Origin of the sequence: Bariatricus massiliensis (assembly GCF_900086725.1) — a bacterium.
GTDB classification, from domain to species: domain Bacteria; phylum Bacillota; class Clostridia; order Lachnospirales; family Lachnospiraceae; genus Allocoprococcus; species Allocoprococcus massiliensis.
In genome coordinates this window covers 165,507-190,006 of the sequence record NZ_LT574836.1, presented here as the reverse complement: position 1 = coordinate 190,006, position 24,500 = coordinate 165,507, and the positions used below count along the sequence as shown (strand labels likewise).

General features: G+C 44.8%; 19 protein-coding genes, 1 tRNA gene and 1 pseudogene. 5 read left to right on the top strand and 16 right to left on the bottom strand.

Annotated features, from left to right (window positions below; genetic code table 11):
- Positions 1-246: 246 nt before the first annotated feature.
- Positions 247-3,825, bottom strand: a complete 3,579-nt coding sequence (locus tag BN6465_RS02530) for a LamG-like jellyroll fold domain-containing protein (RefSeq protein ID WP_066731408.1) — start codon at positions 3,823-3,825, stop codon at positions 247-249.
- 276 nt (positions 3,826-4,101) lie between these two features.
- Here BN6465_RS02530 and BN6465_RS02525 point away from each other — a divergent pair, with 276 nt between their 5' ends.
- The 3 genes from BN6465_RS02525 (at position 4,102) to BN6465_RS02515 (ending at position 9,188) form a co-directional block, all read left to right on the top strand.
- Positions 4,102-5,316, top strand: a complete 1,215-nt coding sequence (locus tag BN6465_RS02525; RefSeq protein ID WP_066731406.1) for an argininosuccinate synthase — start codon at positions 4,102-4,104, stop codon at positions 5,314-5,316.
- A gap of 153 nt (positions 5,317-5,469) precedes the next feature.
- Entirely contained in the window at positions 5,470-7,215 is a 1,746-nt protein-coding gene (locus BN6465_RS02520; RefSeq protein ID WP_066731404.1) for an ABC transporter ATP-binding protein, read from the top strand.
- A complete protein-coding gene (locus BN6465_RS02515; protein WP_066731402.1) occupies positions 7,212-9,188 on the top strand; it encodes an ABC transporter ATP-binding protein in 1,977 nt (658 codons plus the stop codon). Before BN6465_RS02520 ends, BN6465_RS02515 begins: the two co-directional genes overlap by 4 nt.
- Before the next feature lie 72 nt (positions 9,189-9,260).
- On the opposite strand, the gene BN6465_RS02510 is transcribed toward BN6465_RS02515, so the two are convergent.
- The 4 genes and pseudogenes from BN6465_RS02510 to BN6465_RS02495 form a co-directional block, all read right to left on the bottom strand.
- Entirely contained in the window at positions 9,261-9,572 is a 312-nt protein-coding gene (locus tag BN6465_RS02510) for a hypothetical protein (RefSeq protein ID WP_227183678.1), read from the bottom strand.
- A gap of 17 nt (positions 9,573-9,589) precedes the next feature.
- Positions 9,590-11,142: pseudogene (locus BN6465_RS02505) on the bottom strand (AAA family ATPase).
- Positions 11,132-12,388 (bottom strand): vWA domain-containing protein, encoded by a 1,257-nt coding sequence (locus BN6465_RS02500; protein ID WP_066732726.1) that lies wholly within the window; start codon positions 12,386-12,388, stop codon positions 11,132-11,134. The pseudogene BN6465_RS02505 and the gene BN6465_RS02500 overlap by 11 nt, the downstream one beginning before the upstream one ends.
- Positions 12,389-12,474: 86 nt before the next feature.
- Positions 12,475-13,449 (bottom strand): leucine-rich repeat protein, encoded by a 975-nt coding sequence (locus BN6465_RS02495; protein WP_066731399.1) that lies wholly within the window; start codon positions 13,447-13,449, stop codon positions 12,475-12,477.
- Positions 13,450-13,556: 107 nt separating this feature from the next.
- Between BN6465_RS02495 and BN6465_RS02490 the strand changes: the two genes are divergently transcribed.
- Together BN6465_RS02490 and BN6465_RS02485 are read left to right on the top strand one after the other, a co-directional pair.
- Complete coding sequence (locus BN6465_RS02490; protein WP_066731398.1) at positions 13,557-14,069, top strand: DUF6512 family protein; 513 nt, start codon at positions 13,557-13,559, stop codon at positions 14,067-14,069.
- A gap of 114 nt (positions 14,070-14,183) precedes the next feature.
- Positions 14,184-14,510 carry a sporulation initiation factor Spo0A C-terminal domain-containing protein gene (locus tag BN6465_RS02485; protein ID WP_066731397.1) on the top strand — a complete coding sequence of 109 codons (327 nt, stop codon included), beginning with the start codon at positions 14,184-14,186 and terminating at the stop codon, positions 14,508-14,510.
- Between the two features lie 99 nt (positions 14,511-14,609).
- Here the strand turns inward: BN6465_RS02485 and BN6465_RS02480 are convergent.
- The 11 genes from BN6465_RS02480 to glmS all read right to left on the bottom strand — a co-directional run bounded on the left by BN6465_RS02480 (position 14,610) and on the right by glmS (position 24,225).
- Positions 14,610-14,682 (bottom strand) — tRNA-Ala (locus BN6465_RS02480).
- A gap of 39 nt (positions 14,683-14,721) precedes the next feature.
- Positions 14,722-15,207 carry a superoxide dismutase family protein gene (locus BN6465_RS02475; RefSeq protein WP_082891572.1) on the bottom strand — a complete coding sequence of 162 codons (486 nt, stop codon included), beginning with the start codon at positions 15,205-15,207 and terminating at the stop codon, positions 14,722-14,724.
- 2 nt (positions 15,208-15,209) lie between these two features.
- Entirely contained in the window at positions 15,210-15,827 is a 618-nt protein-coding gene (locus tag BN6465_RS02470; RefSeq protein WP_066731396.1) for a manganese catalase family protein, read from the bottom strand.
- A gap of 3 nt (positions 15,828-15,830) precedes the next feature.
- Complete coding sequence (locus tag BN6465_RS02465; RefSeq protein WP_066732720.1) at positions 15,831-16,103, bottom strand: spore coat protein CotJB; 273 nt, start codon at positions 16,101-16,103, stop codon at positions 15,831-15,833.
- A gap of 5 nt (positions 16,104-16,108) precedes the next feature.
- Complete coding sequence (locus BN6465_RS02460) at positions 16,109-16,402, bottom strand: spore coat associated protein CotJA (RefSeq protein WP_227183680.1); 294 nt, start codon at positions 16,400-16,402, stop codon at positions 16,109-16,111.
- Between the two features lie 69 nt (positions 16,403-16,471).
- Positions 16,472-16,666, bottom strand: a complete 195-nt coding sequence (locus tag BN6465_RS02455) for a heavy-metal-associated domain-containing protein (RefSeq protein WP_066731395.1) — start codon at positions 16,664-16,666, stop codon at positions 16,472-16,474.
- 18 nt (positions 16,667-16,684) lie between these two features.
- Complete coding sequence (locus BN6465_RS02450; RefSeq protein WP_066731394.1) at positions 16,685-16,975, bottom strand: metal-sensing transcriptional repressor; 291 nt, start codon at positions 16,973-16,975, stop codon at positions 16,685-16,687.
- Between the two features lie 27 nt (positions 16,976-17,002).
- Positions 17,003-19,261 (bottom strand): heavy metal translocating P-type ATPase, encoded by a 2,259-nt coding sequence (locus BN6465_RS02445; RefSeq protein ID WP_066731392.1) that lies wholly within the window; start codon positions 19,259-19,261, stop codon positions 17,003-17,005.
- A gap of 198 nt (positions 19,262-19,459) precedes the next feature.
- Entirely contained in the window at positions 19,460-20,719 is a 1,260-nt protein-coding gene (locus BN6465_RS02440; RefSeq protein ID WP_066731390.1) for a S1C family serine protease, read from the bottom strand.
- 127 nt (positions 20,720-20,846) lie between these two features.
- A complete protein-coding gene (locus BN6465_RS02435; protein WP_227183682.1) occupies positions 20,847-22,232 on the bottom strand; it encodes an LTA synthase family protein in 1,386 nt (461 codons plus the stop codon).
- A gap of 166 nt (positions 22,233-22,398) precedes the next feature.
- Complete coding sequence (glmS, locus tag BN6465_RS02430) at positions 22,399-24,225, bottom strand: glutamine--fructose-6-phosphate transaminase (isomerizing) (protein WP_066731386.1); 1,827 nt, start codon at positions 24,223-24,225, stop codon at positions 22,399-22,401.
- Positions 24,226-24,500 lie beyond the last annotated feature (275 nt).

The following is a 24,500-nucleotide window of genomic DNA, read 5'->3' as shown; positions in this document are numbered from 1 at the left end:
CCGTTCCCCGTCCGTATTCAATTCGTCCTAGTATACCCCGAAGGGACACGGTCGGCACGGCACCAAAAGAATACTGCGGGAAACACGCAGCTCATGAGCGGATGAAGCACATATGTCTTTCCAGCGGTATTCCAAATCCGTCATACAATAGCAATTTATTATGTCAAACATAAAGCTCATCCTTTTCACTCCTTCGCCGCGCTACTTTGATACAGTTTCTTTTTTTACTATTTTACTTAACTATGGTCAAATGTCAAGCCCCTTTTTTCTTTTTTTCCAAAATCCTGCTGCCAATGTTCCTGAAATAAACAAAGCCAAACCTATCCATACCGCCTCTCTTGTATCCCCAGTTTCAACAGCTGATGTTTTTTGTGTATCGTCTGTTCCACCACCTGCCCTCCCACTATCATTCGCTCCGGCACTGTTTCCATCTGTCTTATCGCCTACATTGTCTCCCGGATTTCCTTCTTCATTCAACGGTCTTACCTCTGCTATTTCTTTTTCCAAAACCGCCGTTTTTTGATTGATTTCTTCCTGTAATGCTTCTGGATTTTCTGCCGTCAAACGAGCTGATTCCAATGCTTCTGCAAGTCCTTCCAGTGTTGCGGCCTGATAGTTCTCCTTCCTGTCAAGGATATACTGCGCCGCCGCGATTGCGCTGCTCAGCTGGGATTTGTCTGCCGGCGTTACCGTTTCCTTAGCTTCATATCTAACTGCTACGGACAAATCTTCTTCTACATTACCGATTGTAAGTAGATTCTCTGCAAGCGTATACGCTTTCGGCCCATTTTCCCCGGCAACAATCACCTCTTTTACTTTGTATCCCTCATTGGGTATCAGCGTAAACTTTGCCTCTGCTCCAGCCAATACCGTCATCTCTGAAGGACTAATTTTTCCATTTGCATCAGCCACAGCCGTAATCTTTCTCTCATCAGCAATCTTATGACCGGTAAAATTAAGTTCCGCCGTATATGCCCATTGCTTTCCTTCGGAGCCTTCTTCCTGTGACAGATATGTATCCAGCATAGCAACTTTTATATACCTTCCAGTCATGGATTTTCCAAATGCAGCAAATGCATCCGTCTTATCCGCAAAGCTTCCCTCTGCCCTTTGGATCTCTCCGCTTCCGGATATTAGTGCTTCCATATTATCTGATATCTCGACAATAAAATTCTTGATATAGTCCCGGTTTTCTCTTCCAAGTCGTTCAATTCCACTTAAAGAGTAGTCTTCCTTCATATCAATAATGATATAGTGTGGAAATGGATATGCCGCCGCCCCACCATTGCCTGCACTCCAGTTTGTATGCCATGCCGTATTATTATTTCCGTCAATCGCCTGCTCCGGTGCATATAGACGGGTTGTTCCATAATCGTTTTCATCATGATCCCCATGCCAGCTATCGCACGCTTCTACGGTAAATCCGCTCTTGTCGATTGCATTCCAAGTGCTCTCCGTCCTCATCTTCTCAATCAAATAGCTCAATTCTGCACAGGAAACTTGCATTTCCTCTTTCGTCTGTGCATTTTTTGCAACCGCTATTTCTTCATACAACCGTACAGCTGTTTTCTCATCGAAGTAAACGCCTTCAATTCCGCTTTCGTACTCTGCAATGACAGTCTCTGCTTCTTTCAAAAGCTCCTGCAGCTTTTCTCCGTAATCCGTTGTATCTTCTTCGTAAACCATAGTGCCGTACATTGCGAAAATCTCTTCATCTGTCAGCACTCTTCCCCACATCTGAAGTTCATCCATGAGAAAATCTGCATTTCCATTGCCGCCGTTTCCATCAACACCAATTTTTACCGGATAATCTGTGGACAATTCTCCTATTGCTGACATATCCTTCTGTGAACTTTCTCTCCCGTCAATATAAATCTTGCTCACTTTATTTTCTCTGTCAAATAAAATTGTGACCATCTTCCAGTTACTTGAAAATCCAGAATATCCATCAAAATCAATTCTGTTGCTTCCGTCGGCCGCATTGACGCCGATTGAATTCAAATTACTAAGCCGGTATCCTACATACCATCCCCGATTCTTTCCGCTGTTCCAGTTCTTGTTACTAATAACGGCAGCGTCACCGCTGGTACTTTTAGAATTCACCCAGAAATTAATTGTAAGGCTTCCTCCGTTCTCCAAATTCATATTTGGATTTTGCCCTAAGCTGATATAATTACGGTTTCCCGCAGGCACATGGGCTGCTTTACCTTTCATTCCTTTTTCGTAAGTTACATTTCCTGCAGCCTCTCCCTGAACCTGCCCTTCGCTGTCTGTCAAATCGCTGTTGTCAAAACTCATATCCAAAAACTTGCCATTTTCGATTGTTTCCGGCAAAGTATCCGGCAGTACTTCCGTCACACCCTCCGTTTTGAACACAATGTCCTGCACCTTGGATGCATTGCCAAAAGAATCATATGCCTGCACAAGAATACGGTACCGCGTGTTTTGCTGTAAGCCAGAAAAATAAAATTTCATCTGCTCCGGATAGGGACGCAGATAATATCTGGAATATGCCTTAAAGCTTCCTGTCATACCCTTTGGTGATTCATAATCCGCATTTCCTGCATAGTCTGCATTTTCAGGCAGAACCTTATATGCTGCCTCCTCATTGGTGAGGAAATCGCGTACTGTGATCTTGTAGTACTCAACCAGCTGGTCATCTGCGGCCTGTCCAAAAGTCAGATTCGCTGTCGTCTCCCCTATCTGGTCCACTGTCATATCATTATTTTCAAACCATGGAGATACTTTATTGTACTTTTCTGCAGTGTAGCGGAATCCTTCTTTGCCCGCACTGGTATCAATCACCCATGGAATTCCCATCCAGCGCTTATTGGTCACGTCGAACCGTCTGATTATCGTGGTACCATCCTCCTGAACTGTGACATAATTGCAAGTTAATTCGTTACGCTTATCTTCCAGATTACCCTGTACCCAGTTGACAACTTCATTTTCTATGCCATTTGTACTGTCTACTTCCACATAGTCCATGGAGCCGTTATTTACAACAGTAAAGTTCTTCTGATAGATTCCCGTCTCTACCTCTGCGCTGTAGTGAGAATGGGCTGTCATGACCACTGCCTGCGGCCATTCCGTCAACGTTTTCTGCAAGTATGCCGCCGTATTTCCGCAGTCCTGATAGCTTCCCGTCGTGGTGCCGGAAAGGCCACTGTGTATCTGAATGAAAATCGGCTTACTGGAATCATAATCTTCTTCCCTGCTTATGCTTTGTAATGTATCTTTCAAAAATGTATTATAGGTACCGGCACTATGGTAATCAAGCGTAATAAAGTCAATGCCATTTATTTTTAAATGATAATTGTTATAGCGGTTTCCTGTTTTGGATCGGTAATGCCAGTACTCATTCTGTCCAGCATCGTCAAATACCTGTTCCATATTTTTCTGTATGTCATGATTACCAGTGGCAAACTGTACCGGCAGCTGCCCGAACGTTTCTTCAAAGAGCTCTTCTACCGCTGTATAAAACCTCACACTGTTTCCCGGTGATTCCTCCCGCTCGTTTGCCTCTATATCCCCGTCCACCATAACAGTATCTGCTGAAAACCCAATCTTCTCAGACCATGCTCCAATATTTTCAAATGCCCACTTTTTTGATTCATAGCTCGCCACATGGGTATCCGACATGCTGATGAATTCAATCACAGCATTTTCGTTATTATTATACTTATTATTCTCCTTGTCCACTTTTTCCTGTGTAAGCGCTTCCGGCTTATTTTCCGCCGCCTTCACTTTCGGGCTCAAGGCTCCCGTATTGGAAATCAGAATCCCTGCAGCCAGCACTATACTTATCAATTGTCTTGTTCTCATATTGCCCTCCTTCATTTTGTTACATTACTTTAGTCACAGCACAGCCTATCATACTAATATTATCCACTCATAAAGTCATCGTAAAATCACCGTAAAGCCACATCAGAAGCTTCATCGTTTTATTCTTTTGTTGTATTTTATTCATCATTAGTGCATATTTTTTCATTTTTAATGCATATTTAAAACTTTTTTCATTTTTATATTGCATAATTATAAAAAGTGGTGTATAGTAATTTTTGTAAATTACGAACGAAATATTTTAGGAGGCATATAGCAATGAAAGAAAAAGTTATTTTAGCATATTCCGGTGGTCTTGATACTACCGCAATCATCCCATGGTTAAAGGAAAATTTTGATTACGAAGTTATCTGCTGCTGCATCGACTGCGGACAGGAAGAGGAACTGGACGGATTGGAAGAGAGAGCTAAATTATCCGGTGCTTCTAAATTATACATAGAAGATATTACCGATGATTTTTGTGAAAATTACATTGTACCCTGCGTTCAGGCCGGCGCTGTTTATGAAAACAAATATTTGCTGGGAACATCTATGGCCCGCCCGGGCATTGCGGCAAAGCTGGTGGAAATCGCCCGCAAGGAAGGCGCTACCGCTATCTGCCACGGCGCTACCGGTAAAGGAAATGACCAAATTCGTTTTGAGCTCGGCATCAAAGCTCTTGCCCCGGATTTAAAGATTATCGCTCCGTGGAGAATGACAGACGTCTGGACCATGCAGTCCCGTGAAGACGAAATCGAATATTGTAAGGCCCACGGCATCGACCTGCCTTTCGACGCAAGCCACAGCTACAGCCGTGACCGTAACTTATGGCATATCAGCCACGAGGGCTTAGAGCTGGAAGACCCTGCCAATGAGCCGGATTACAGCAACGTGCTCGTACTCGGCGTCACACCGGAACAGGCTCCGGACGAAGGGGAATACGTGACCATGACATTTGAAAAAGGAGTTCCCACAAGCATCAACGGTGAAAAAATGAAAGTAGCCGATATTATCCGCAAGCTTAACGCACTTGGCGGCAAACACGGTGTAGGAATCATTGACATCGTGGAGAACCGTGTAGTAGGCATGAAGTCCCGCGGCGTATACGAAACACCCGGCGGAACCATTTTAATGGAAGCACACGATCAGCTGGAAGAACTCGTACTCGACCGTGCCACCATGGAAGTCAAAAAAGATATGGGCAACAAATTTGCTCAGATCGTTTACGAAGGAAAATGGTTCACACCACTCCGCGAAGCCATTCAGGCATTCGTAGAATCTACACAGGAATATGTAACAGGTGAAGTGAAATTCAAGCTTTACAAAGGAAATATCATCAAAGCCGGAACAACTTCTCCTTACTCACTGTACAGCGAATCACTGGCCAGCTTCACAACAGGTGAATTGTACGACCACAACGATGCATCCGGATTTATTACCCTCTTCGGACTGCCGTTGAAAGTTCGCGCAATGAAAATGGCTGAAATAGATTAAATCTTCAAAGGGGACAGGTCCCAACGCGTTGGGACCTGTCCCCCTCTACAATTCTGAATATAATCTGACAATTAGCTCCAAATAGTCTTGAAGCTTTTTCACTTCTGTTATAAAATAAAGTGACAACCCTTGGGGGACCTTTTGGAGGTGGGTATGCATACATTTCAATTTATTTTCCATTACATAAAAAAACATAAAAAGAAATATCTGGCGGGAATTATCACTTTATTCATTGTGGATTTTGCTAATTTGTTTATTCCGAGACTGACGGGTACGATTACCGACGGGCTGACCGCACGTACGATGGACTGGGAGGGTGTTAAGCGCTGCCTGATTTTTATTTTCCTTCTAGGCCTAACTCTGGCGGTGGGGCGTTTCCTTTGGCGCTATTTCCTGTTCGGGGCCTCACGTTCCATCGAATACGAACTGCGCAACGATATGTTTGCCCATTTGGAAAAAATGAGCGTGGAGTACTACAATGAGCATAAAACAGGGGATTTGATGACCAGATTCACCAGTGACTTAAATGCAGTCCGGCTCTCTATCGGTCCGGCTGTCATCTGTATTTTCGACGCGGTCGTCATGACAATCATGATTATCTGCCAGATGATGTATTATGTGAATGTACAGTTGACACTCTTGGCCGTTATTCCTATGTTCTTCATCTGTGTGGGGGAACTTTATTACGGGGAAATGATACACAAGCGTTATCTGGAACGACAGGCCGCCGTCTCGGATTTTACGGATTTTGTTCAGGAAAGCTTCTCCGGCGTCCGTGTCATTAAAGCGTTTGTCCGGGAAAAGGCGGAGCGCTATGCATTTGCGAAGGCCAACAAACATGCTATGGATAAAAACCTGCACGTCATCAAACTGCAGGCTGTCGTGATGCCGCTCTTGGATGTCGTAATCGGCCTCTCCAGTCTGATTACCCTCATATACGGCGGATACTTAGCGCTGACCGGCTCCATTTCTCTGGGACGCTTTGTCGCGTTCAACCAATATATTAATATGCTCGTCTGGCCCATGCTTGCATGCGGGGAAGCGATTAACATGTTTTCGCAGGGTGGTGCGTCTCTGGAGCGGATTCAGACGGTATTTAACGAAGAACCAGAAATTTTCGACCGCCACGATGTGGCTGATGTGGACGAAATCAAAGGCGAGATTGATTTTTCCCATCTCACGTTTATCCACAGAGGGCATACCGAACCAACGCTCAAAGATATTACGCTTCACGTCCCTGTGGGTACTACGCTCGCGATTGTGGGGCGCACCGGAAACGGCAAGTCCACTTTGGTGAATCTTCTGCTCCACTTATATAACACGAAGCCGGGCATGCTCTTGATTGACGGGCGGGATATCAACAGTATCCCCTTAAAAGTGCTACGTGAAAACATTGCCTATGTCCCCCAAGACAATTTCCTATTTTCAAATACCTTGAAAGCCAACATCGCTTTTGGCGCGGAGGACGAGGATATGGAGGCTATCACGAGGGCTGCCCGCCTGTCCTGCGTCCACGATAATATCACCGCTTTCCCGGATGGCTATGAGACCATCGTGGGCGAGCGCGGCGTCACCCTCTCCGGCGGCCAGAAACAGCGCAGCTCCATTGCCAGAGCCCTGATTAAAGACGCGCCCATCTTAATTATGGATGACGCATTATCCGCTGTGGACACAGACACCGAAGAGCATATCCTGAAAAATTTAAAAGAAAACCGCAAAAACAAGACGACCATATTGATCGCCCACCGCATTTCCACCATACAGAATGCCGATATTATTATGGTTCTGGACAACGGGGAGGCAAAAGAGATTGGCAGTCATGCAGAGTTAATGGAAATAAACGGAATTTACCGGGACATTTTCGAAAAACAGCAGTTGGAAGGAAGTGACAGTCTATGAAACGATTACTCGCCTATCTAAAACCGCATAAATGGGTAATGACGGGGGCTACCCTTCTGGTGCTTCTTATCATCGTCGTGGAATTATACCGCCCAATTATTATCGGCGACGCAATCGACGACAATATCAACGGCTACTACCACCCCTATCAGACTGCCTCCCCCTCTGCACCCGAAGCGGTGAAGTACCGGGGACAGTGGCTTACGAAGACCCGTGGTGCTTTAAAAAACGGTGAGGCCTACTATCAAATCCTGCTCTATCAGGATGAATATTATATGGCCGAAGAACTCACTGCCAAAGAATGTGAGCAGCTTTCAGCCGGAGACAACGCGCTGTCAAAAACATATGTAGAAAACGGTGCTTCAAAGCTCACGAAAAATGAATTGAAAGAATTGCGCCATTACGACTTTGTAGGCATCTTGAAAGCCGCCGGCCTCTTCCTTTCCCTTCTTCTCATCGGTTTTGTTTTGAATGCCCTTGACACATGGATGCTTCAGAAAATGGGACAAAAGATTGTCTATCAGATGAGAGAGGAAGTATTTACCCACATTCACAGCCTTTCGCTAAACTTTTTCAACAACACCCCTGTGGGGAAATTAGTGACCCGTGTCTCCAATGATACCGAGGCCGTCAATGAGTTGTTTTCTACCATATTAGTAAAACTGTTTAAAAACATCGTCAAAATTTTAGGTTACGCTGTCATCATGCTTTCTATTGATGTGCGCATGGCCGGAGTTTCCTTTCTTCTCCTGCCACTGGTAACGGTACTCACCTTCTTCTTCCGCTTTCTATCCAGAAAAGCCTATCAGCTGACCAGAACGAAAATCACCGAAATCAATACCTTCTTGTCAGAACATATATCAGGAATGAAGCTGATACAGATATTTGCCAGAGAAGAGGTGAAATATCAAGAGTTTAAGCAGAAATCCTGGGAATTGTATCGAGCTAACTGGAGGGAGGTCATGACATTTGCCATCTTCCGCCCTTCCATCTATCTTGTCTCCGTGCTGGCAATGGTTATCGTTATCGGAACCGGAAGTTTGTCTGTGCTTGGCAACACCTTGTCCCTCGGTACACTTTTTGTATTTATCACCTATATCAGTTCCTTCTTTGAACCTATTCAAGAACTGGCCGAGCAGTTCGGCACACTGCAGTCCTCTCTGGCGTCCGCGGATAAAATATTTTCCATCCTCGACGTCGAACCGGAAATCGTGTCCCCAGTGCGCCCTATTGACGTCTCTATAAAAGGCCGTATCGAATTCAGGTACGTCTGGTTTGCCTATGAAAAGGATGACTACATTTTAAAAGATGTTAGCTTCGTGATTGAACCCGGAGAAAAGGCAGCGTTTGTCGGAGCAACCGGGGCCGGCAAAACCTCGATTTTAAATCTGATTGGCCGCTATTTCGATATACAAAAAGGTGAAATCCTCATTGACGGCGTGGATATCCGTTCTATAGACACAGATGTCCTGAGACGCGCCATCGGTCAGGTCCAGCAGGATGTATTTATTTTCACCGGAGATATAAAAAGCAACATCACACTGAACAACGATGCCATTTCCATAGAAGAAGTTAAAAGAGCGGCCCAAGTTGTCAACGCGGATTCCTTCATCACTCAAATGCCCGGCGGATACAATGCGCCAGTCACGGAAAGAGGAAGCACCCTCTCCGCAGGCCAGCGCCAGCTTCTCTCCTTCGCCAGAACTCTGGCATATAACCCCGCCATTCTTGTTCTGGATGAAGCGACTGCAAATATCGATACCGAGACAGAAAGCCTCATCACCTCCGCGCTGGAAAAACTCATGGAAGGACGCACCACGATCATGGTCGCACACAGACTCTCCACCATTCAGCATGCAGACAAGATTATGGTCATGCACAAAGGGCGCATCGAAGAATCCGGCTCCCATCAACAGCTGCTGCGTCAGAATGGTTTGTATAAAAAACTGTACGAACTACAATTGGTAGATTAAGGGCAATAGTTGTATGAATATTTCCTGAATTGTAGAGGGGGACGGGTCCCAACGCGTTGGGACCCGTCCCCCTTACATCACATAAGGTGTGTGGCTCATATAAAGGCACAGCCATCCATCATCGGACCTTCCCCAAACAGACACGCTCAAATATTTAATTTCGTCTATCTTGACAATCGTTCCGGCAGGAAGTGTACCGTCAGTTTTCATTTTTTTTGCCGTCCGGCAGTCATAATTCAAACCAGCGCCCTTTCTCAGTCTGAGTGGATACAAAAGCCGGTATGTCCCCGGCTGCATATCCGGGAGTACAACCTCCCTCTCTCTTTTGCGGCTTCTCATAGATTCACCTGCATTCGGCAGCATACTTACTATCAGTATATTCAAAAAACCGCCGTGGGTGTCTACATAAGCTTTCTCTCAACTTCAGATTCAATTTCATCCATTTGATCCAAAATCTCTTTCTCCGCTCATCGAGAAGCAGTCCCTTATTATATTTGTAATATTTATCGCAGTCATTGTCTTTTAGAAATTGTACACTATAGAAGTTTGTGTTCAGCTCCGTAATAAAGACAACCATCTCCTGCCCTTCTCCAAAGGCATCTTCCATAAAATCAAAGGCCGCGTCAAGGGCTCGGGCGGCATTCTCAATCAACACTTCTCTGTTTTCCGTCTCCTTGGCGAACAGCTTCTTTATCTCTTCGAAACCGGCTTCTCCTGAAAGGCGGTGTTCCTTCAAATGCTTCCAGTATGTCTCCAAAGTGTGGACTACCCGCTCTTTCATACCCCTTTCTTGTCGGCTCAGCTCTTCTTTCCGCTTTGTCTCCTCCAAGTCAGCCGCCGCCTGCCGGTAAATAGTTTTCATGACTCCGCCGTTGGCGTAAAGCTTTTCGTCCATCCCCTCCCACTCAATGTCCCCGAGCATTTCCTTATACTGTTTCATATAACCGTAAATCTCCGTGACATAGCGGTCGCACGCATAAGAATCCTTCATCATCTCGCCCAGCCTGCCAAGGAGCAGGCTCACCACGCTGAGTCGTTCATCAAAGGCGGCAAATTTTATTTTTTCAAGCGTACTCTCATCATTCTGCCCCGCCAGAATGCGCTCCAGACCATAGTCTTTCTTATACTTAGTATACAGCTCCAGATAATTAGCGAAATCCTTCGCGATCTTCCAATGCTGAATATACTGATAGACTACATCCCTGTCCACTTTCTTCCCCAGCTTCTCATAGACTTTAATCAGTCTGGACAAGTCCTCCCAGCCTCTGGCCGTGGCGAACAGCTTACCGTCTACCGTAGTCTCTATCTTGTAAAAATAGTCCCTTTTAATATCTAGATAGGAAATCACTGCCGGATGCACTTCGGCCTGATAAGCATATTCCTTCCACACCTCAAAATCGGCTTCTATGTCAATCTTCTTGATTCTGTCCAGCGTAACTACATCAAACTCCCGCACAGACTTGTTATACTCCGGCGGATTGCCTGCCGCCACGATTATCCACCCCGACGGCACACGCTGATTGCCGAACATCTTACATTGCAAAAACTGAAGCATGGTGGGAGCCAATGTCTCCGAGACACAATTAATTTCATCGATAAATAAAATCCCTTCCTTGTGTCCGCTCTCTTCTATCTTCTCATATACCGAAGCTATGATTTCACTCATAGTATATTCGGTCACTGAATACAGGCTGCCCCCAAATTCCTTCTTTTCAATAAAAGGAAGGCCGATGGCGCTCTGCCGGGTATGATGGGTTATCGTATATGCCACCAGTCCTATTTTACACTCCCTTGCAATCTGCTCCATAATCTGGGTCTTCCCCACTCCGGGAGGCCCCATGAGCAGAATAGGCCTCTGATTAATGGCCGGAATCATATACTCTCCAAATACATCCTTGTGCAAATATGCCTCGATAGAATCCTTAATCTCCTTCTTTGCACGCTTAATGTCCATATCTCTCAATCTCCTCTTCCTCTATAATCAGTTTCATCGCCCATGGCGGTACATCCACCTCTTCATAGTTCTCTCTCATAAATACAAAGGCCGTCTCATAAGCCGGCTTCTGCGCAGGGAAAACGCCCTGACCGTCCGTAAAATATATAACACCCTTCAGTCTGGAAAATTGCCCCGCCTCTATCAGGCTGTTAATATAAGCGAATGCCGGCCGGAAATCCGTGCCGCCCTCCCCCACAAGTTCCAGATTGTCCATATATTCCTTCAATTCCCTTTGATTCGTTATCTTCCTATCCATCTGTACCTCCTCATCACATTGAAGAATATGGATATTAACTTTTTGGAAAAAGCTCTCATTCTCACGCAAGATACTGTATGTCTCCTCGAGAAACTTTTTCACCAAATCCCCAGAGCAGGACATGGAGGTGTCTATGACGATGACAAAATCCTCTACCTTTGAAACTTCTTTCCACTCCTGCGGCTCCACGAGAGGCATGTTGCCATAAAGCTGGAGGCCGTACGTGTAAAATACATAGTCGAACGTATCCTCATCCACCGACATCTCCTCTTTTAAGACCGCGAACTTCCTCAAAAACTTTCTATAATCATATCTGTCTGCGTTTTCCACTTGAACCTGCTTGAGAAAATGTCCCGTGGACGAAGAAGCCTCCTGCGAGAACGTTTCCATGTCCGTCTGCATCTCTTCACTGATATCCTGCCACTTTTGGTTCAGCTCACTCTTTTTATCCTTCTCCTCATCCTTGGCCCAGTACTTATGGTCATCCACCACGAATTCCCCGGACAGCGCAAGAAACTCCCTCTCTGCAAGCTCCCACGCCTCCAGCGCACGGTAGACCCGCTCCGCGGTCAACACCGGATTGCCCTCTTTCAGCCTGCGGTACGTCTTCTGCCTCAGCCAAGACTGGGGACTCCGGATACTGCTCAAGCTCCATTCATCTATGACAGACTCAACCGTAATATCGCAGGCTAGATTCCAACGGCTCTCTTCCCTTCCATTCCTTCGGAGCATGTGCCGGAAAAGGCAGTGAAGCACCATGTGAAGATAGAGCCGGTTGACCTTCACCCTGCTCTCCCTGAAGAGTCCCCCAAGCTGGGACGGACGATAGTAAATGCAGAACCCATCGGTGGCCGCCAAATCTACAGAATCGTCACGCACATACGCAAAGCTTGAGAGGGCCACATCCATAAAACGCATGCGAAGATACAGCTCGTTTCTTGCCAGCATTAAAATCTGCCTGCCTACTTGTTCTATTTTTTCTTCTGTCTCTTTATTTCCCACGTCTGCCTGTCCTCCTGCCCGCCGCAAAATGTTTATAACTCAAATACCTTCTTTCTCCTGACACCCAGTCTGCGCCGCTCGTCCATCAAAATTCCGGCTATCTCGGCCTGTCCGTGCTCCATAGCTGTATGCAGGGCGGCCTCCAGCGTCTGTTCCGTAAACAAATGCTCCCGGCAGCAGTAATCCAGTATGGCCGCGCTTTCTTCCCTGAGCGTCTCCAGCCAAACGGCCACAAGTTCTGCCATGTGAGTCCTAAGATACTCTTGATACACCGCCTTCGCACTGTCCGACAGCCTGTAAGGATATAGAAGCCTGCCTACAGCCAGCGACGCAGTCGCGCTTATCTCATCCCGCGCCTGAGACAAAATAAACATACTGTCATATTTTTCAAAATCTAATTGTTTTCTATAAAAACACTCCCTGTAATCTCCGCCCGAACCATAATAATGGGTCTCTACGATTCTTGCAGGCGTATTTTCCACCGCATCCGCATAATACTCCGGGAACAATACCTTCGCCACAGCATTCTTATCGCCATGGCAGCACAACACCGCCCTCACCTCATAGCGTATTTCTGTAAGTATTTCCTTAAGGCAGGACTGCTCTCCGTCATAAAAATCAATCTGGACCTCGGAAAGCCTGCAGCCGGTAAACACACCGCTCCCCATTGAAACAAGCCTGTCCGTGGCATGAAACAGTCTTAGATTCCTACAGCCATAAAACGCGTAGTTACCGATTTTCCGTACATATTCAGGCAGATGTATCTCCTGAATATTCTCCCCACATAATATGGATAAATCATCCCCGAAAATATACTCCTCACATGATTCGTCCTCCCAAATCAAGACATCTAAATCTTCACAGTCCTTCCGTGCCGAAAACGCATATGGCGCGATTTCCACAATCGGCTCCCCCGCTATACTCTCCGGCACCTTGACTGTCCCTTCCTGCCCCCAAAGACGCACCAGCTGCACGCCTTGCTCTATTTTTCTATAATGGATCCTCATATCACTATCCTCTTATCCTGCATAAATCCCACGGTGCGCGGCATACTAAATGATAAATGGCCTGTTCGGCCACCACCGCATTCACTTGAATCTATGAGGTATTGTCTATGAATAAAAAACTATTTTACTACACAATCATCGGTATTATTTTCACAACTGTAACTGGCACTCTTTTACATTTTGCATATGAGTTCAGCGGGCAAAACCCAATCGTCGGCATGTTTGTCCCTGTCAGCGAGTCCACCTGGGAGCATATGAAGCTGGTTTTCTTCCCGTCCTTCCTCTATATGCTTGCCGGATGGCCCTTTTTTTATAAATCTTATCCAGCTTTTTTTCCTTCCTATCTGGCAGGAACCTTTACCGGCACACTGGCCGTGGCAGTCATATTTTATTCGTACACCGGCATCCTCGGAACCCATTATCTTATCTTAGACATCATAACCTTTTTGGCCAGCGTACTAATCGACTATTGCCTGAGCTATCAGCTGGCCGTACAGAACTGTCGTCCTGTTCCCACTCCACTGCTGGTAGCGCTGACAATCACCCTTATGGTAGGCTTTTTTATTTTCACCTATCATCCCCCGGATATCGGTCTGTTTATAATTCCGGATAAAAAATAAAAGATTTTTTATCGAATCGTCTCGAATTGAATCGAAATCTGTATTTTGTCATATTTTTCCAGTATTGTATTGATTAGTGGTTTTCTCAAGAGGTCCATACAAAGGAGGAAAAATATGGAGAAGGCATTACAGCTGCTTCGGAGAATCGGTATGCGTTCCACTTATTCCGGATATAATTATCTGGCCTATGCAGTAACGTTAGTTCTGGAACATCCCGATTATCTGAGGAATGTAACAAAAACACTTTATACGAAAGTAGGGGAGGAATATGGCGTTACCGGGTACTGTGTGGAAGCCGCGCTTCGCACACTGATTACCAACTACTGGAATCTGAACAGCGATAAAATCCTCAAATCCGTCATCGGCTTTCCGCTGTTTGACAAACCTACCGCAAGTGAACTTATATCTATTCTTGCAGATTATTTAAGAGATCAGCGGTAAGATAGGAAACAACAAGTCATATGTTGGCATCCTTGAACCTAAAAGTTCCCTTGTACATGTCAAAAAGGAATTTCCATCTGGAAATTCCTTTTTCTGGCATGGAGCATACGGGATTCGAACCCGTGGCCTATACGTTGCGAACGTATCGCGCTCCCAGCTGCGCCAATGCCCCATGCCGTTATTGTATCACATTTTTTTGTAAAATGAAATACTATTTTATTACTCCGCACGCAATCTTTTTTCCACTGTCCCCTGACGGCTGTGTCTTAAAATCATCCGGCTTATCATGAATTACCACTGTCCTGCCAATAATCTCCTCCGGATAGAACCGGTCGGTATAAAATACACTCAATGCATAACCGTCATTTCCCATAAGCGGTGGAAAATCTCCCGCATGTTCAGGATGCCCGCAGTCTGCCGGATTATAATGCTTTCCGGTATCTGCAAAGGGGTCTTCCTCATTGCCGGTACAGGACGATCCCTCGTGAATGTGGAAACCAAAAAAACGTTCCCCACATGGCTTTTCACCCTTTGGAAGACCGGAGATGCTGGCGACAACAAGGCTCCCCCTCCAAAGCGGATAAAAGATAACCTCTCCCTTAATATCAGGATACTCTTGACTTCCTTCCACCTCCGCAAAGGCTTCTGGTTCTCGCTGCATGAGAATTATTAATGTTTCATTCAGCACTTTATTCATACTTATTTACACCCACAAGACGGACCTTTATCAAATTCAGGGTTGATTGCATAGAAGTTTCTACTGTCCAGATTATCCTGAACGATTCTCAAACTCTCCCCGAACCGCTGATAGTGCACGATTTCACGCTGTCTCAGGAATCGAATCGGATCGCAGATTTCCGGGTCTTTAATCAGTCTCAGAATATTGTCATACGTTGTACGCGCTTTTTGCTCTGCTGCCATGTCCTCATGAAGGTCTGTTATCGGATCGCCTTTAGACTGAAAATAGGTTGCCGTCCACGGCGTACCGCTGGCCGCCTGCGGCCAAAGGGCAAGTGTATGGTCTACATAGTATTTGTCAAAACCTGAAGCCTTGATTTCCTCCGGAGACAAGTCCTTGGTAAGCTGATAAACAATCGCACATACCATTTCCATATGAGCCAGTTCTTCTGTGCCGATATCGGTAAGGATACCAGTAACCTCTTTGTAAGGCATCGTATATCTCTGAGAGAGATAGCGCATGGACGCAGCCAGCTCACCGTCAGGTCCGCCAAACTGGCTGATAATTACCTGCGCCATCTTTGGGTTAGTCTGTGTGATTTTTACCGGATACTGTAAACGTTTCTCATAATTCCACATAATCTAGCACCATCCTTCCTGCCACGGCCATGGCTCATTGATCCAGTTCCACCTGTCGGTACAGGAGGCAACGGTAGTGTCAATTGTCAGAGGTCCATAATACTTTGCATATTCCTTGAGTGCCTGATTACGGACCCTGTTATACTCGTGAAAATATTCCAAAGCAGCGGCATCACACGGGTGGGTATCAAGATATAATTTCACATCGTCCACTGCGAAGCTGGCCTGATTGATCGTACAGAGTAAATCTTTGCGGCAAGGTTTTCCATTATTCATATCACTCATTGATTACACCCTCCCATCCCTCTAAATGGCTTATCCAATTCTTCAAATATAGTTCCTCTGCACAATGCTTTTTCAGGATCATAGACTTTCCTCCAGTTCTGCCACGGTACATAAGCCATGGCAAGCGGCATGCCCTCTAATGCGTCATCTCTGTCACAGCAGGGAGATGCGTCATTATATGCCGGATAAGGCGTGGGAACAACTGGTCTTCCACTCTGGTTTGCTCCACAGTTCCGCCCGTTGTTTCCACGCCTCATATAATCGTTCGTATTACAGCGATAATTTTGCATGAGTAATAGCTCCTTCCATAATGGTTTGCACTATTATAGTATGGCTATTACCCGAAAATGGTTACCCTATTATGCCACGCTGCCGTCAAAACCCAAATCATCCAAAATCTCCAGCGCTGTTTTCACGCATTGGCCGCATCCCTCTACAGTGACCGTCTTATCCTCCAGACTTACCTGAAAATCAAGCTTTGCTTCTTCCATCGCCTTTGTGATTCTCTCCACACATTTCCCACAGTGCATTCCTTCTACATTGATAATCGTCATTTCCTTTTTCCTCCATTCTTATTTCATCATTTTACCAATCAACTGGCAGAGCTCATCTACACTCTCCGCCTTATCATTTTTTATGTCTTCCACCACACAAGTATGGATATGAGCTTCCAAAAGCTGGCGGTTAAAAGAATCCAGCGCAGCCCGGATAGCCGCGACCTGTGTGATAATGTCCACACAATAACGCTCGTCCTCCACCATTTTCTTCACTCCGCGCACCTGCCCCTCTATCCGGTTCAGTCTGTTTATCAGCTTTTGGTATTCATCCGTCTCCCTGTGTTTCCTGCGTTCTTTTGTCTCCATCCTATTCCCCTTTCTCCTCGTATTTGTTTATTCATCTAGCTTTAAAGTCCTGAGCCGCAAAGCATTTCCTACAACGGTAACCGAACTCAGGGACATGGCCAGTCCCGCGAAAACGGGATTCAGCAGATGTCCGCTGACTGCATACAGCGCTCCTGCGGCCAGCGGAAGCCCACAGGAATTGTAGAAAAATGCCCAGAATAAGTTTTGTTTAATATTTCGTATGGTAGCATGGCTCAGTTTGATGGTCCGGTAAACATCCAACAAGTTCGATTTCATCAACACTACGTCCGCGGAATCCAGCGCAATATCACTTCCGCTTCCAATTGCGGCTCCAACATCTGCCTGAACAAGCGCCGGAGCATCATTGATTCCGTCTCCTACCATCATAACGCGCTTTCCTTCCTTTTGCAATCGTTCTACAACCCCAGCCTTATCTTGAGGAAGAACTTCCGCAATAACATGGTCTACTCCCACCTGACTGCCGATATATTCTGCGGTACGGACATTGTCGCCTGTCAGCATATAAACTTCTGTATTCAGGCTTCTTATTTTAGCGATTGCACCCTTGCTGGTCTCTTTGACCGTATCCGCCACAGAAACCAGTCCGATTACTTCCTTGTTCTTCGCCACGAACATAGGCGTCTGTCCTTTTCCGGCAAGTCCTTGCGCCTCTTCCACATACGCATTCATCTTCAATCCCTGTTCCTCACACAGCTTTCGATTTCCGATGTAGTACACTGCTTCCGAATCCTTGGCCGGAATCTTAGCCGCAATTCCCTGACCGGTAATACTTTGGAAGTCTTCTATCTTTAGAAGAGAGAGTTCCCGCTCCTTTGCACCCTCCACGATAGCCCGACCAAGTGGATGCTCAGATACAGTCTCACACGACGCTGCTATCTGCAGCAGCTCCTCCTCCGGCAGGGTATGGCTGATAACTTCTGTGACTTTCGGCCGCCCTTCGGTTATCGTTCCTGTCTTATCAAGAACAACCGCGTCCACCTTGTGGCTGATTTCCAGCGCTTCTCCGCTCTTAATCAATATCCCTCTGCTGGCGCCAAGCCCTGTTCCTACCATGATAGCAGTGGGTGTCGCAAGTCCCAGAGCGCAAGGGCAGGCAATCACAAGCACTGACACAAAAATATTTAACACGAAAGCTAAATCATATCCAAGAATCGACCAAATAATAGCCGCTACAACTGCGATTGCCATCACAACCGGCACAAAATACCCTGCGACCGTATCTGCCAGCTTGGAGATGGGCGCTTTCTTGCCCTGCGCATCCTCCATAAGCTTCACAATCTTAGCAAGGGTGGTGTCCTGCCCGGTCCTCATGACCTTGGCAATCACAGCGCCTTGGTAGTTCATGCTGCCGCCGATAATCTCATCACCCTCAGCCTTCTCCACCGGTATACTCTCTCCGGTAAGCATAGACTCGTCTACAGTTGTGTTCCCTTCTGTCACAACCGCATCCAAGGGAATCCTGCTGCCCGGGCGAATCAGAATCTGTGTACCGGCCTGTATCTTTTCCACCGGCACCTCTTCCTGAATACCTCCGCTAATCACAATCGCCGTATCGGGGGCCAGCTGCATCAATTTCCTGATAGCCTCGGAAGTCTTGTTCTTACTTCTCCCCTCCATATATTTGCCTACCATGACCAGCGTTACGACAATGGCAGCGGATTCATAATACAGCTGATGCACCGCGTTCATATCGGAAGGTATGCGCACAGTCATTACAAGACTGTAGAGAAAGGCACTGCCCGTGCCTATCGCGACCAGTGAATCCATATTCGGATGTCCTAGAAATAAGCTTTTAAAACCTACCAGATAGAACTTCCTGCCGTTAAACAAGATAACGGTCGTCAACAAGAGCTGTGCCAAGGCAAAGTTCAACGGGCTCTCATGCATATCCAGAAACGCAGGAAGCGGCATGGGAAACGGTACCATATGTCCCATAGATATATAGAGCAGCGGCACTGCGAATATAATATTCGTAATTAAATGCTGCCTTGTTTTTTTCACCTCTTGGTCAAGGTGTTCCTCACTTTTTTCCTTTTCTTGTTTTGTCTGCTCCAGATGAAGCGCGGCGCCAAACCCCGCTTTTTCAACTTTCTGTATAATAGCGTCCCGTGTGAGCACATGTTCGTCATAGGTAATTGTCAGAAGCGCCGTAGTCAGATTCACACTGCTTTCAGTGACACTTTCTAATTTCCTAGTCACACGCTCCACCGCACTGCTGCAGGCCGCACAACTCATTCCGGTGATGTCATATTGTTCCGTAATCATATATTTCCCCTTTCCTCCTGCTTTTTGTCAGGATGATTATTATATCAACTCGATATATACATATACCTTGTATAGGTATATAGTAGTCCTGATTTTCCAGTTTGTCAAGAGCCTATTTTTCTCAATAAGACTATTCACATAATATATAAAGGCAGTATATCTCCTCGATACACTGCCCTTATGCTTAATCCCTATCTACTATGAGTTTTCACCTAATGTTATAGTATATTCCTTTTCCGTGTAATCACCATTATTGCCCGGAACCTGCACCTTAACCGTAACCTTCTCACCAATTTTGTAGTAACTCAACTGGTTCTTGAGTGTTTCCATATTATTTACCGCAGAACCGTCTATCTCTGTGATAATGCTGCCTTTTGCAAGTCCGGCATTATCAGCGCCGCCGCCGGCTATAATTTCAGACACATAGACACCTATCGGCATGTTATACATCTGAGCACTTTCTGAATTTACATCGTATCCTTTGATTCCAAGATATCCTCGTTCACTTTCTGCGACCCTCGTTCTGGTCTCCTTGTTCATCAGATTCGTTATGATATCACTCACATCGGAAACTGGAATGGCATATCCCATGCCTTCAACCGCCGAATTATTAATCTTGGCAGAATTGATACCTATGACCTCACCGTTTGCATTCAAGAGGGCTCCACCGCTGTTTCCCGGATTGATTGCCGCGTCAGTCTGGATATAGCTGCCGTCAAATCCTTCGATGGTACGCCCGGTAGCGCTGATGATACCGGTAGTGACTGACTGTCCATAGCCCAATGCGTTACCAATTGCGATTGCAGGTTCTCCAACTTTCAGCTCATCGGAATCACCTAATGTTGCAATTTTAATATTGTTCATTGTCTCACTTGAGATATTTTCAAGAGGCACTGCCACCACTGCAAGGTCTCTGGCCGCGTCTGTGCCCTTTATTTGAGCTTCCACACTAGTCTCATCGTTAAATGTTACCGTAAGGGTGTCACTGCCGTCTACAACGTGATTATTCGTCACTATAAGAAGCTCTGAGTCGTTCTGGCTGATAATGATACCGGAGCCGACGCTCTTGCTCTCCTGCTGGCTTGTACCGCCGAAGAAGCTCTGTACCTGCTGTACACTCATGTTCGTGATAGATACGATTGATGGAATCGTACTGTCGACTACATCGGATACATCGGAACTGATGGTGCTCTTTGCCGTCGTAAGCTGCGTATTGCTTACTGATGTTGAATTTTCAGTTTTCTTATTGTTGGTTCCCAACAGTCTGCCTGTCACATAACTGGTTCCCTGAAAGGTCAGGCCGCCGATTACGCCAAACATCACGGCCAGACCTGCGACTGCCAATATTTTCTTGGGGGCTTTTTTGTTCTTTTTCGGAGGCTTCGGCGCCTCCTGATAATAATTATTTTCTGGTGCTCTATCTTCATCCGGTCTATAGTAGTTGTATTGATTGTCCATAACTAAGACTCCTTTCTTTTATCTTTCTGTAGAAAAGTTTAACCTATAATTGTGATGAAATTGTGATTAAAGGGTTAAAAAATGTTGAAAAAGGCAGGAATTAATACATAACTCCTGCCTTGAATCATTATTCTTCGATATCGTTTATCAGCATCTCATAAAATGTAGATTTTGCCAATAAGCCTTCATCCAGTCCATCCCGTCCGTACTTTTCAGCTAATGTCTCTGTATCTGAAAACAGATTTACCCCCAATGCAAGACGATCACCTTCTATTTGAACACCCAATGCTGCCAGTGTTGTCGGAAACATATCCATTGTTGACAATTCCCGATAATGAGTCTTTTCATATGTAGTGTCTAAACCTTCCGGAAGATTGATAAATGCATTATAGACACCTCGCTCATAGTCATCTAAGCCCTCACAAAAATCAGAGTCCATAGTCAGATGGTCACCACAGAGAACTATTGTAGTGTTTTCATAAAATGGCTGTTGCTGAATCCATTGAATGAATTCAGATACCTGACGACTAGAGCAAGCCATGACATTGGCATATTGGTTATCTCCAAATTCATTGCCGCAATATTCACATACATATCCATCTTCAAAATGAGTGTCTACAGTCAACATCGTTAAATTGAATGGCTCCTCCTGTTGACTTAGATTCATCAATTGTTCTTGTGCATATGTAAATAATTTTTTATCCTCGTATCCCCACCAAACATAATAATCAGAATCTATATATCCTAATTCTTTCGCTGTATTATAATCCCATATGTTGCACTTCCCATGACTTTCAAAATAAGCCTTTCTTCCACCAAATGTGGCATCAGACCCTATCAAAAAGCATTGATTGTATCCCTCTTCAGCTAAGATATCTTCTAGGTTATATGCCATCGAAGAAAAACCACCTTGGTTTCCTAAAGTCACATTAAGATTTTCGCTACCAGTTATATTTTTAATTGGCAGTCCAGATGTTTGAGCAAAAATCCCTCCCATTGTCCATGTACTCCCCGCTGAAGGATACCCTCCGCCTAATTTGTCTGTATTAGAAAAATTAGTATATTTCAAGGCTATATCTGTCAACTCTGGTATACAGTCATATCCAAAACCGCCGCCTTGCTCCTTTGACATAAAAGTGTTTTCCATTGATTCTAAAAAAATATATACTAAATTTCTTTTCTGTTCCGGAAAACTTATTATCGTATTCCTTGGATCAACGTAATTATCCTGTATGAACATAGATTCTGTCTTCTGTTTATCAAGATACTCTTTCACATCCAATTCCGTATACAGATTATACGCACCTTGTACCGCTGTTCCTACAGACAGACAACAGACCACCAATGTAATTGTTCCCGCTATCAGTTTCCTTTTTCTCATTCCTAGAATAAATGTAAAAACTAGCAATAACAATAAAAGCGCAGAAGGTAAACATGTACTTATAGCATCCATTATAAAATCCGAGTTCGTTCCTTCTAAAGGAACCTTCAAATGAAATACGATTTCATCCATTGAAAGGAGTCCCCATGTATCGGACACCCATATAACCAAATTATAAATAATCAACCCAATAGTTGATATCAATAGCATTAACACACAATACAGAACATATAAACTATTTGATAAAATCCTTTTTCTCATATACTCATCCTTGATCACTGCTTTTTAGGATGCAATACTATTCAACTGTCACAGATTTCGCAAGATTACGAGGTTTATCCACATCACATCCTCTTCCTATTGAAACATAATATCCAAACAATTGCAAGGGGATAATCGCTAATGAGTTTGTAAAATACTTGTTAGTTTTTGGAATATAAATAACATAATCAGCTGCTTTTTCTACTTCAGTATTTTCGGTGTTGGTAACCGCCAGAACAAACGCACCTCTGGTCTTTACCTCCACCATATTACTTATCATTTTTTTATACAGTTCTTCCTGTGTAAGAACTGCGGCAACCAAAGTCCCCTCCTCAATCAAGGATATCGTTCCATGCTTCAGTTCTCCTGCGGCATAAGCTTCAGAGTGAATGTAGGAAATCTCTTTTAATTTTAAAGAACCTTCTAACGAAATCGCATAATCAATGCCTCGTCCAATAAAGAAAATATCTTTAGCAGCCAAATATCTGTTAGCAAATTTCTGAATCTTTTGCTTATTATTTAACAGCATCTCCACCTGTGCCGGAAGTTTCCGCATATCATCAATTAACGCTGCAAGTTCTGCATCATTCAGTTTTCCTCTTACATAAGCAAATTTCATCGCCAGTAAATATTCTGCTATCAACTGCGCGGTATATGCTTTTGTTGTGGCAACGGCAATCTCGGGCCCCGCCCATGTGTACATGACATTATCTGCTTCTCTGGCAATAGAGCTGCCAACCACATTAACAATTCCCAGCACCTTTGCCCCCCTCGCTTTTGCCTCCCGCAAAGCTGCCAAAGAATCCGCTGTTTCTCCCGACTGGCTTACAATAATCACCAGCGTTCCTTCCTCAAGCAGTGGGTCACGATATCGGAACTCTGAGGCCAAATCTACTTCAACAGGAATCCTCGCCAATCCCTCAAGAATATATTTACTGGTCACTCCCGTATGGTAAGCAGAACCACATGCAACAATCATAATTTTTTTAATTGCCTTAATTTCTTCATCCGACATATTAAGCTCATCTATTACAATTTTCCCCTCCTTGATCCTAGGTGAAAATGTATCTGTTATAGCTTTAGGCTGTTCATACATTTCCTTCAGCATAAAATGCTCATAGCCGCCCTTTTCGGCTGCATTCACATCCCATTCTATTCTGGTAGATTTCTTCTCCAACGGCTCTTCGTCCACTGTGAAAAATTCCATCGTCTGATCTGTCATTCTGACAATTTCTTCATTCTCAATAAAGAAAACATCTCTTGTATATTTAAGTACCGCCGGCACATCAGAGGCAATAATACTACCACTTTTAGTATGGCCTACAATAAGCGGACTATCTTTCCTGACAGCGTAAAGTTCGTCCGGATGGTCTTTGAAAATAATTCCAAGCGCATAAGATCCCTCCATACGGTGCATGACCTTAGTGACAGCTTGCAGCGGATTCCCGGTATAATAGTAATCTAAAAGATGTGCGATTACCTCGGTGTCTGTATCCGATAGAAATTTATATCCCTTATCCTCCAATTTCCTTTTTAGCTTCAGATAATTTTCAATTATTCCATTATGGACTACGACAATGCTCTCATCCTTATTGCAATGAGGATGTGCGTTTACATCAGAGGGCTCCCCGTGAGTTGCCCATCTTGTATGTCCTATTCCCAACGTTCCCGGCATGGTTGCACCATCATGGGTAAGCTCACTCAATACCTTCAAACGCCCCTTTGACTTTACAACTTCTATATCCTCTCCATTATAAACAGCCATTCCGGCTGAATCATATCCCCTATATTCCAGCTTTGATAATCCATCCAAAAGAATCGATGCTGCCTGTTCTTTTCCAATATATCCTACGATTCCACACATATCTGCCTTACCTCCATTTTATTTGTACAAAAGACCACTTTTTTTGCACTATGTTATGTATTGTAACAAATTCGTAATATTTTGTAAATAGAAAAGTGTTAAGCTAGTACCCATTAAACAATATTTAGCAAAAAAAATCCGATAGCCTCAGTATTTTATAAGTGCTATCGGATTTTTACAATTCTATAAGTATAGAAAACGAGCTGTTTTCCAACAGGTATCGTTCTCCTTATCCCAAATCTTTATTCATTATTAGTCTATGCTTCATTTGCAGT

Bases quoted from the DNA above. Each gene is read 5' to 3' on its own strand.
- BN6465_RS02515 (WP_066731402.1), top strand. From the start codon at position 7,212: ATGAAACGATTACTCGCCTATCTAAAACCGCATAAATGGGTAATGACG.
- BN6465_RS02450 (WP_066731394.1), bottom strand. From the start codon at position 16,975: ATGGAGACAAAAGAACGCAGGAAACACAGGGAGACGGATGAATACCAA.
- BN6465_RS02520 (WP_066731404.1), top strand. From the start codon at position 5,470: ATGCATACATTTCAATTTATTTTCCATTACATAAAAAAACATAAAAAG.
- BN6465_RS02525 (WP_066731406.1), top strand. From the start codon at position 4,102: ATGAAAGAAAAAGTTATTTTAGCATATTCCGGTGGTCTTGATACTACC.
- BN6465_RS02470 (WP_066731396.1), bottom strand. From the start codon at position 15,827: ATGTGGAATTATGAGAAACGTTTACAGTATCCGGTAAAAATCACACAG.
- BN6465_RS02440 (WP_066731390.1), bottom strand. From the start codon at position 20,719: ATGGACAATCAATACAACTACTATAGACCGGATGAAGATAGAGCACCA.
- BN6465_RS02500 (WP_066732726.1), bottom strand. From the start codon at position 12,388: ATGCTGGCAAGAAACGAGCTGTATCTTCGCATGCGTTTTATGGATGTG.
- BN6465_RS02490 (WP_066731398.1), top strand. From the start codon at position 13,557: ATGAATAAAAAACTATTTTACTACACAATCATCGGTATTATTTTCACA.
- BN6465_RS02465 (WP_066732720.1), bottom strand. From the start codon at position 16,103: ATGAATAATGGAAAACCTTGCCGCAAAGATTTACTCTGTACGATCAAT.
- BN6465_RS02530 (WP_066731408.1), bottom strand. From the start codon at position 3,825: ATGAGAACAAGACAATTGATAAGTATAGTGCTGGCTGCAGGGATTCTG.
- BN6465_RS02460 (WP_227183680.1), bottom strand. From the start codon at position 16,402: ATGCAAAATTATCGCTGTAATACGAACGATTATATGAGGCGTGGAAAC.
- BN6465_RS02485 (WP_066731397.1), top strand. From the start codon at position 14,184: ATGGAGAAGGCATTACAGCTGCTTCGGAGAATCGGTATGCGTTCCACT.
- BN6465_RS02455 (WP_066731395.1), bottom strand. From the start codon at position 16,666: ATGACGATTATCAATGTAGAAGGAATGCACTGTGGGAAATGTGTGGAG.
- BN6465_RS02435 (WP_227183682.1), bottom strand. From the start codon at position 22,232: ATGGATGAAATCGTATTTCATTTGAAGGTTCCTTTAGAAGGAACGAAC.
- BN6465_RS02495 (WP_066731399.1), bottom strand. From the start codon at position 13,449: ATGAGGATCCATTATAGAAAAATAGAGCAAGGCGTGCAGCTGGTGCGT.
- glmS (WP_066731386.1), bottom strand. From the start codon at position 24,225: ATGTGTGGAATCGTAGGATATATTGGAAAAGAACAGGCAGCATCGATT.
- BN6465_RS02475 (WP_082891572.1), bottom strand. From the start codon at position 15,207: ATGAATAAAGTGCTGAATGAAACATTAATAATTCTCATGCAGCGAGAA.
- BN6465_RS02445 (WP_066731392.1), bottom strand. From the start codon at position 19,261: ATGATTACGGAACAATATGACATCACCGGAATGAGTTGTGCGGCCTGC.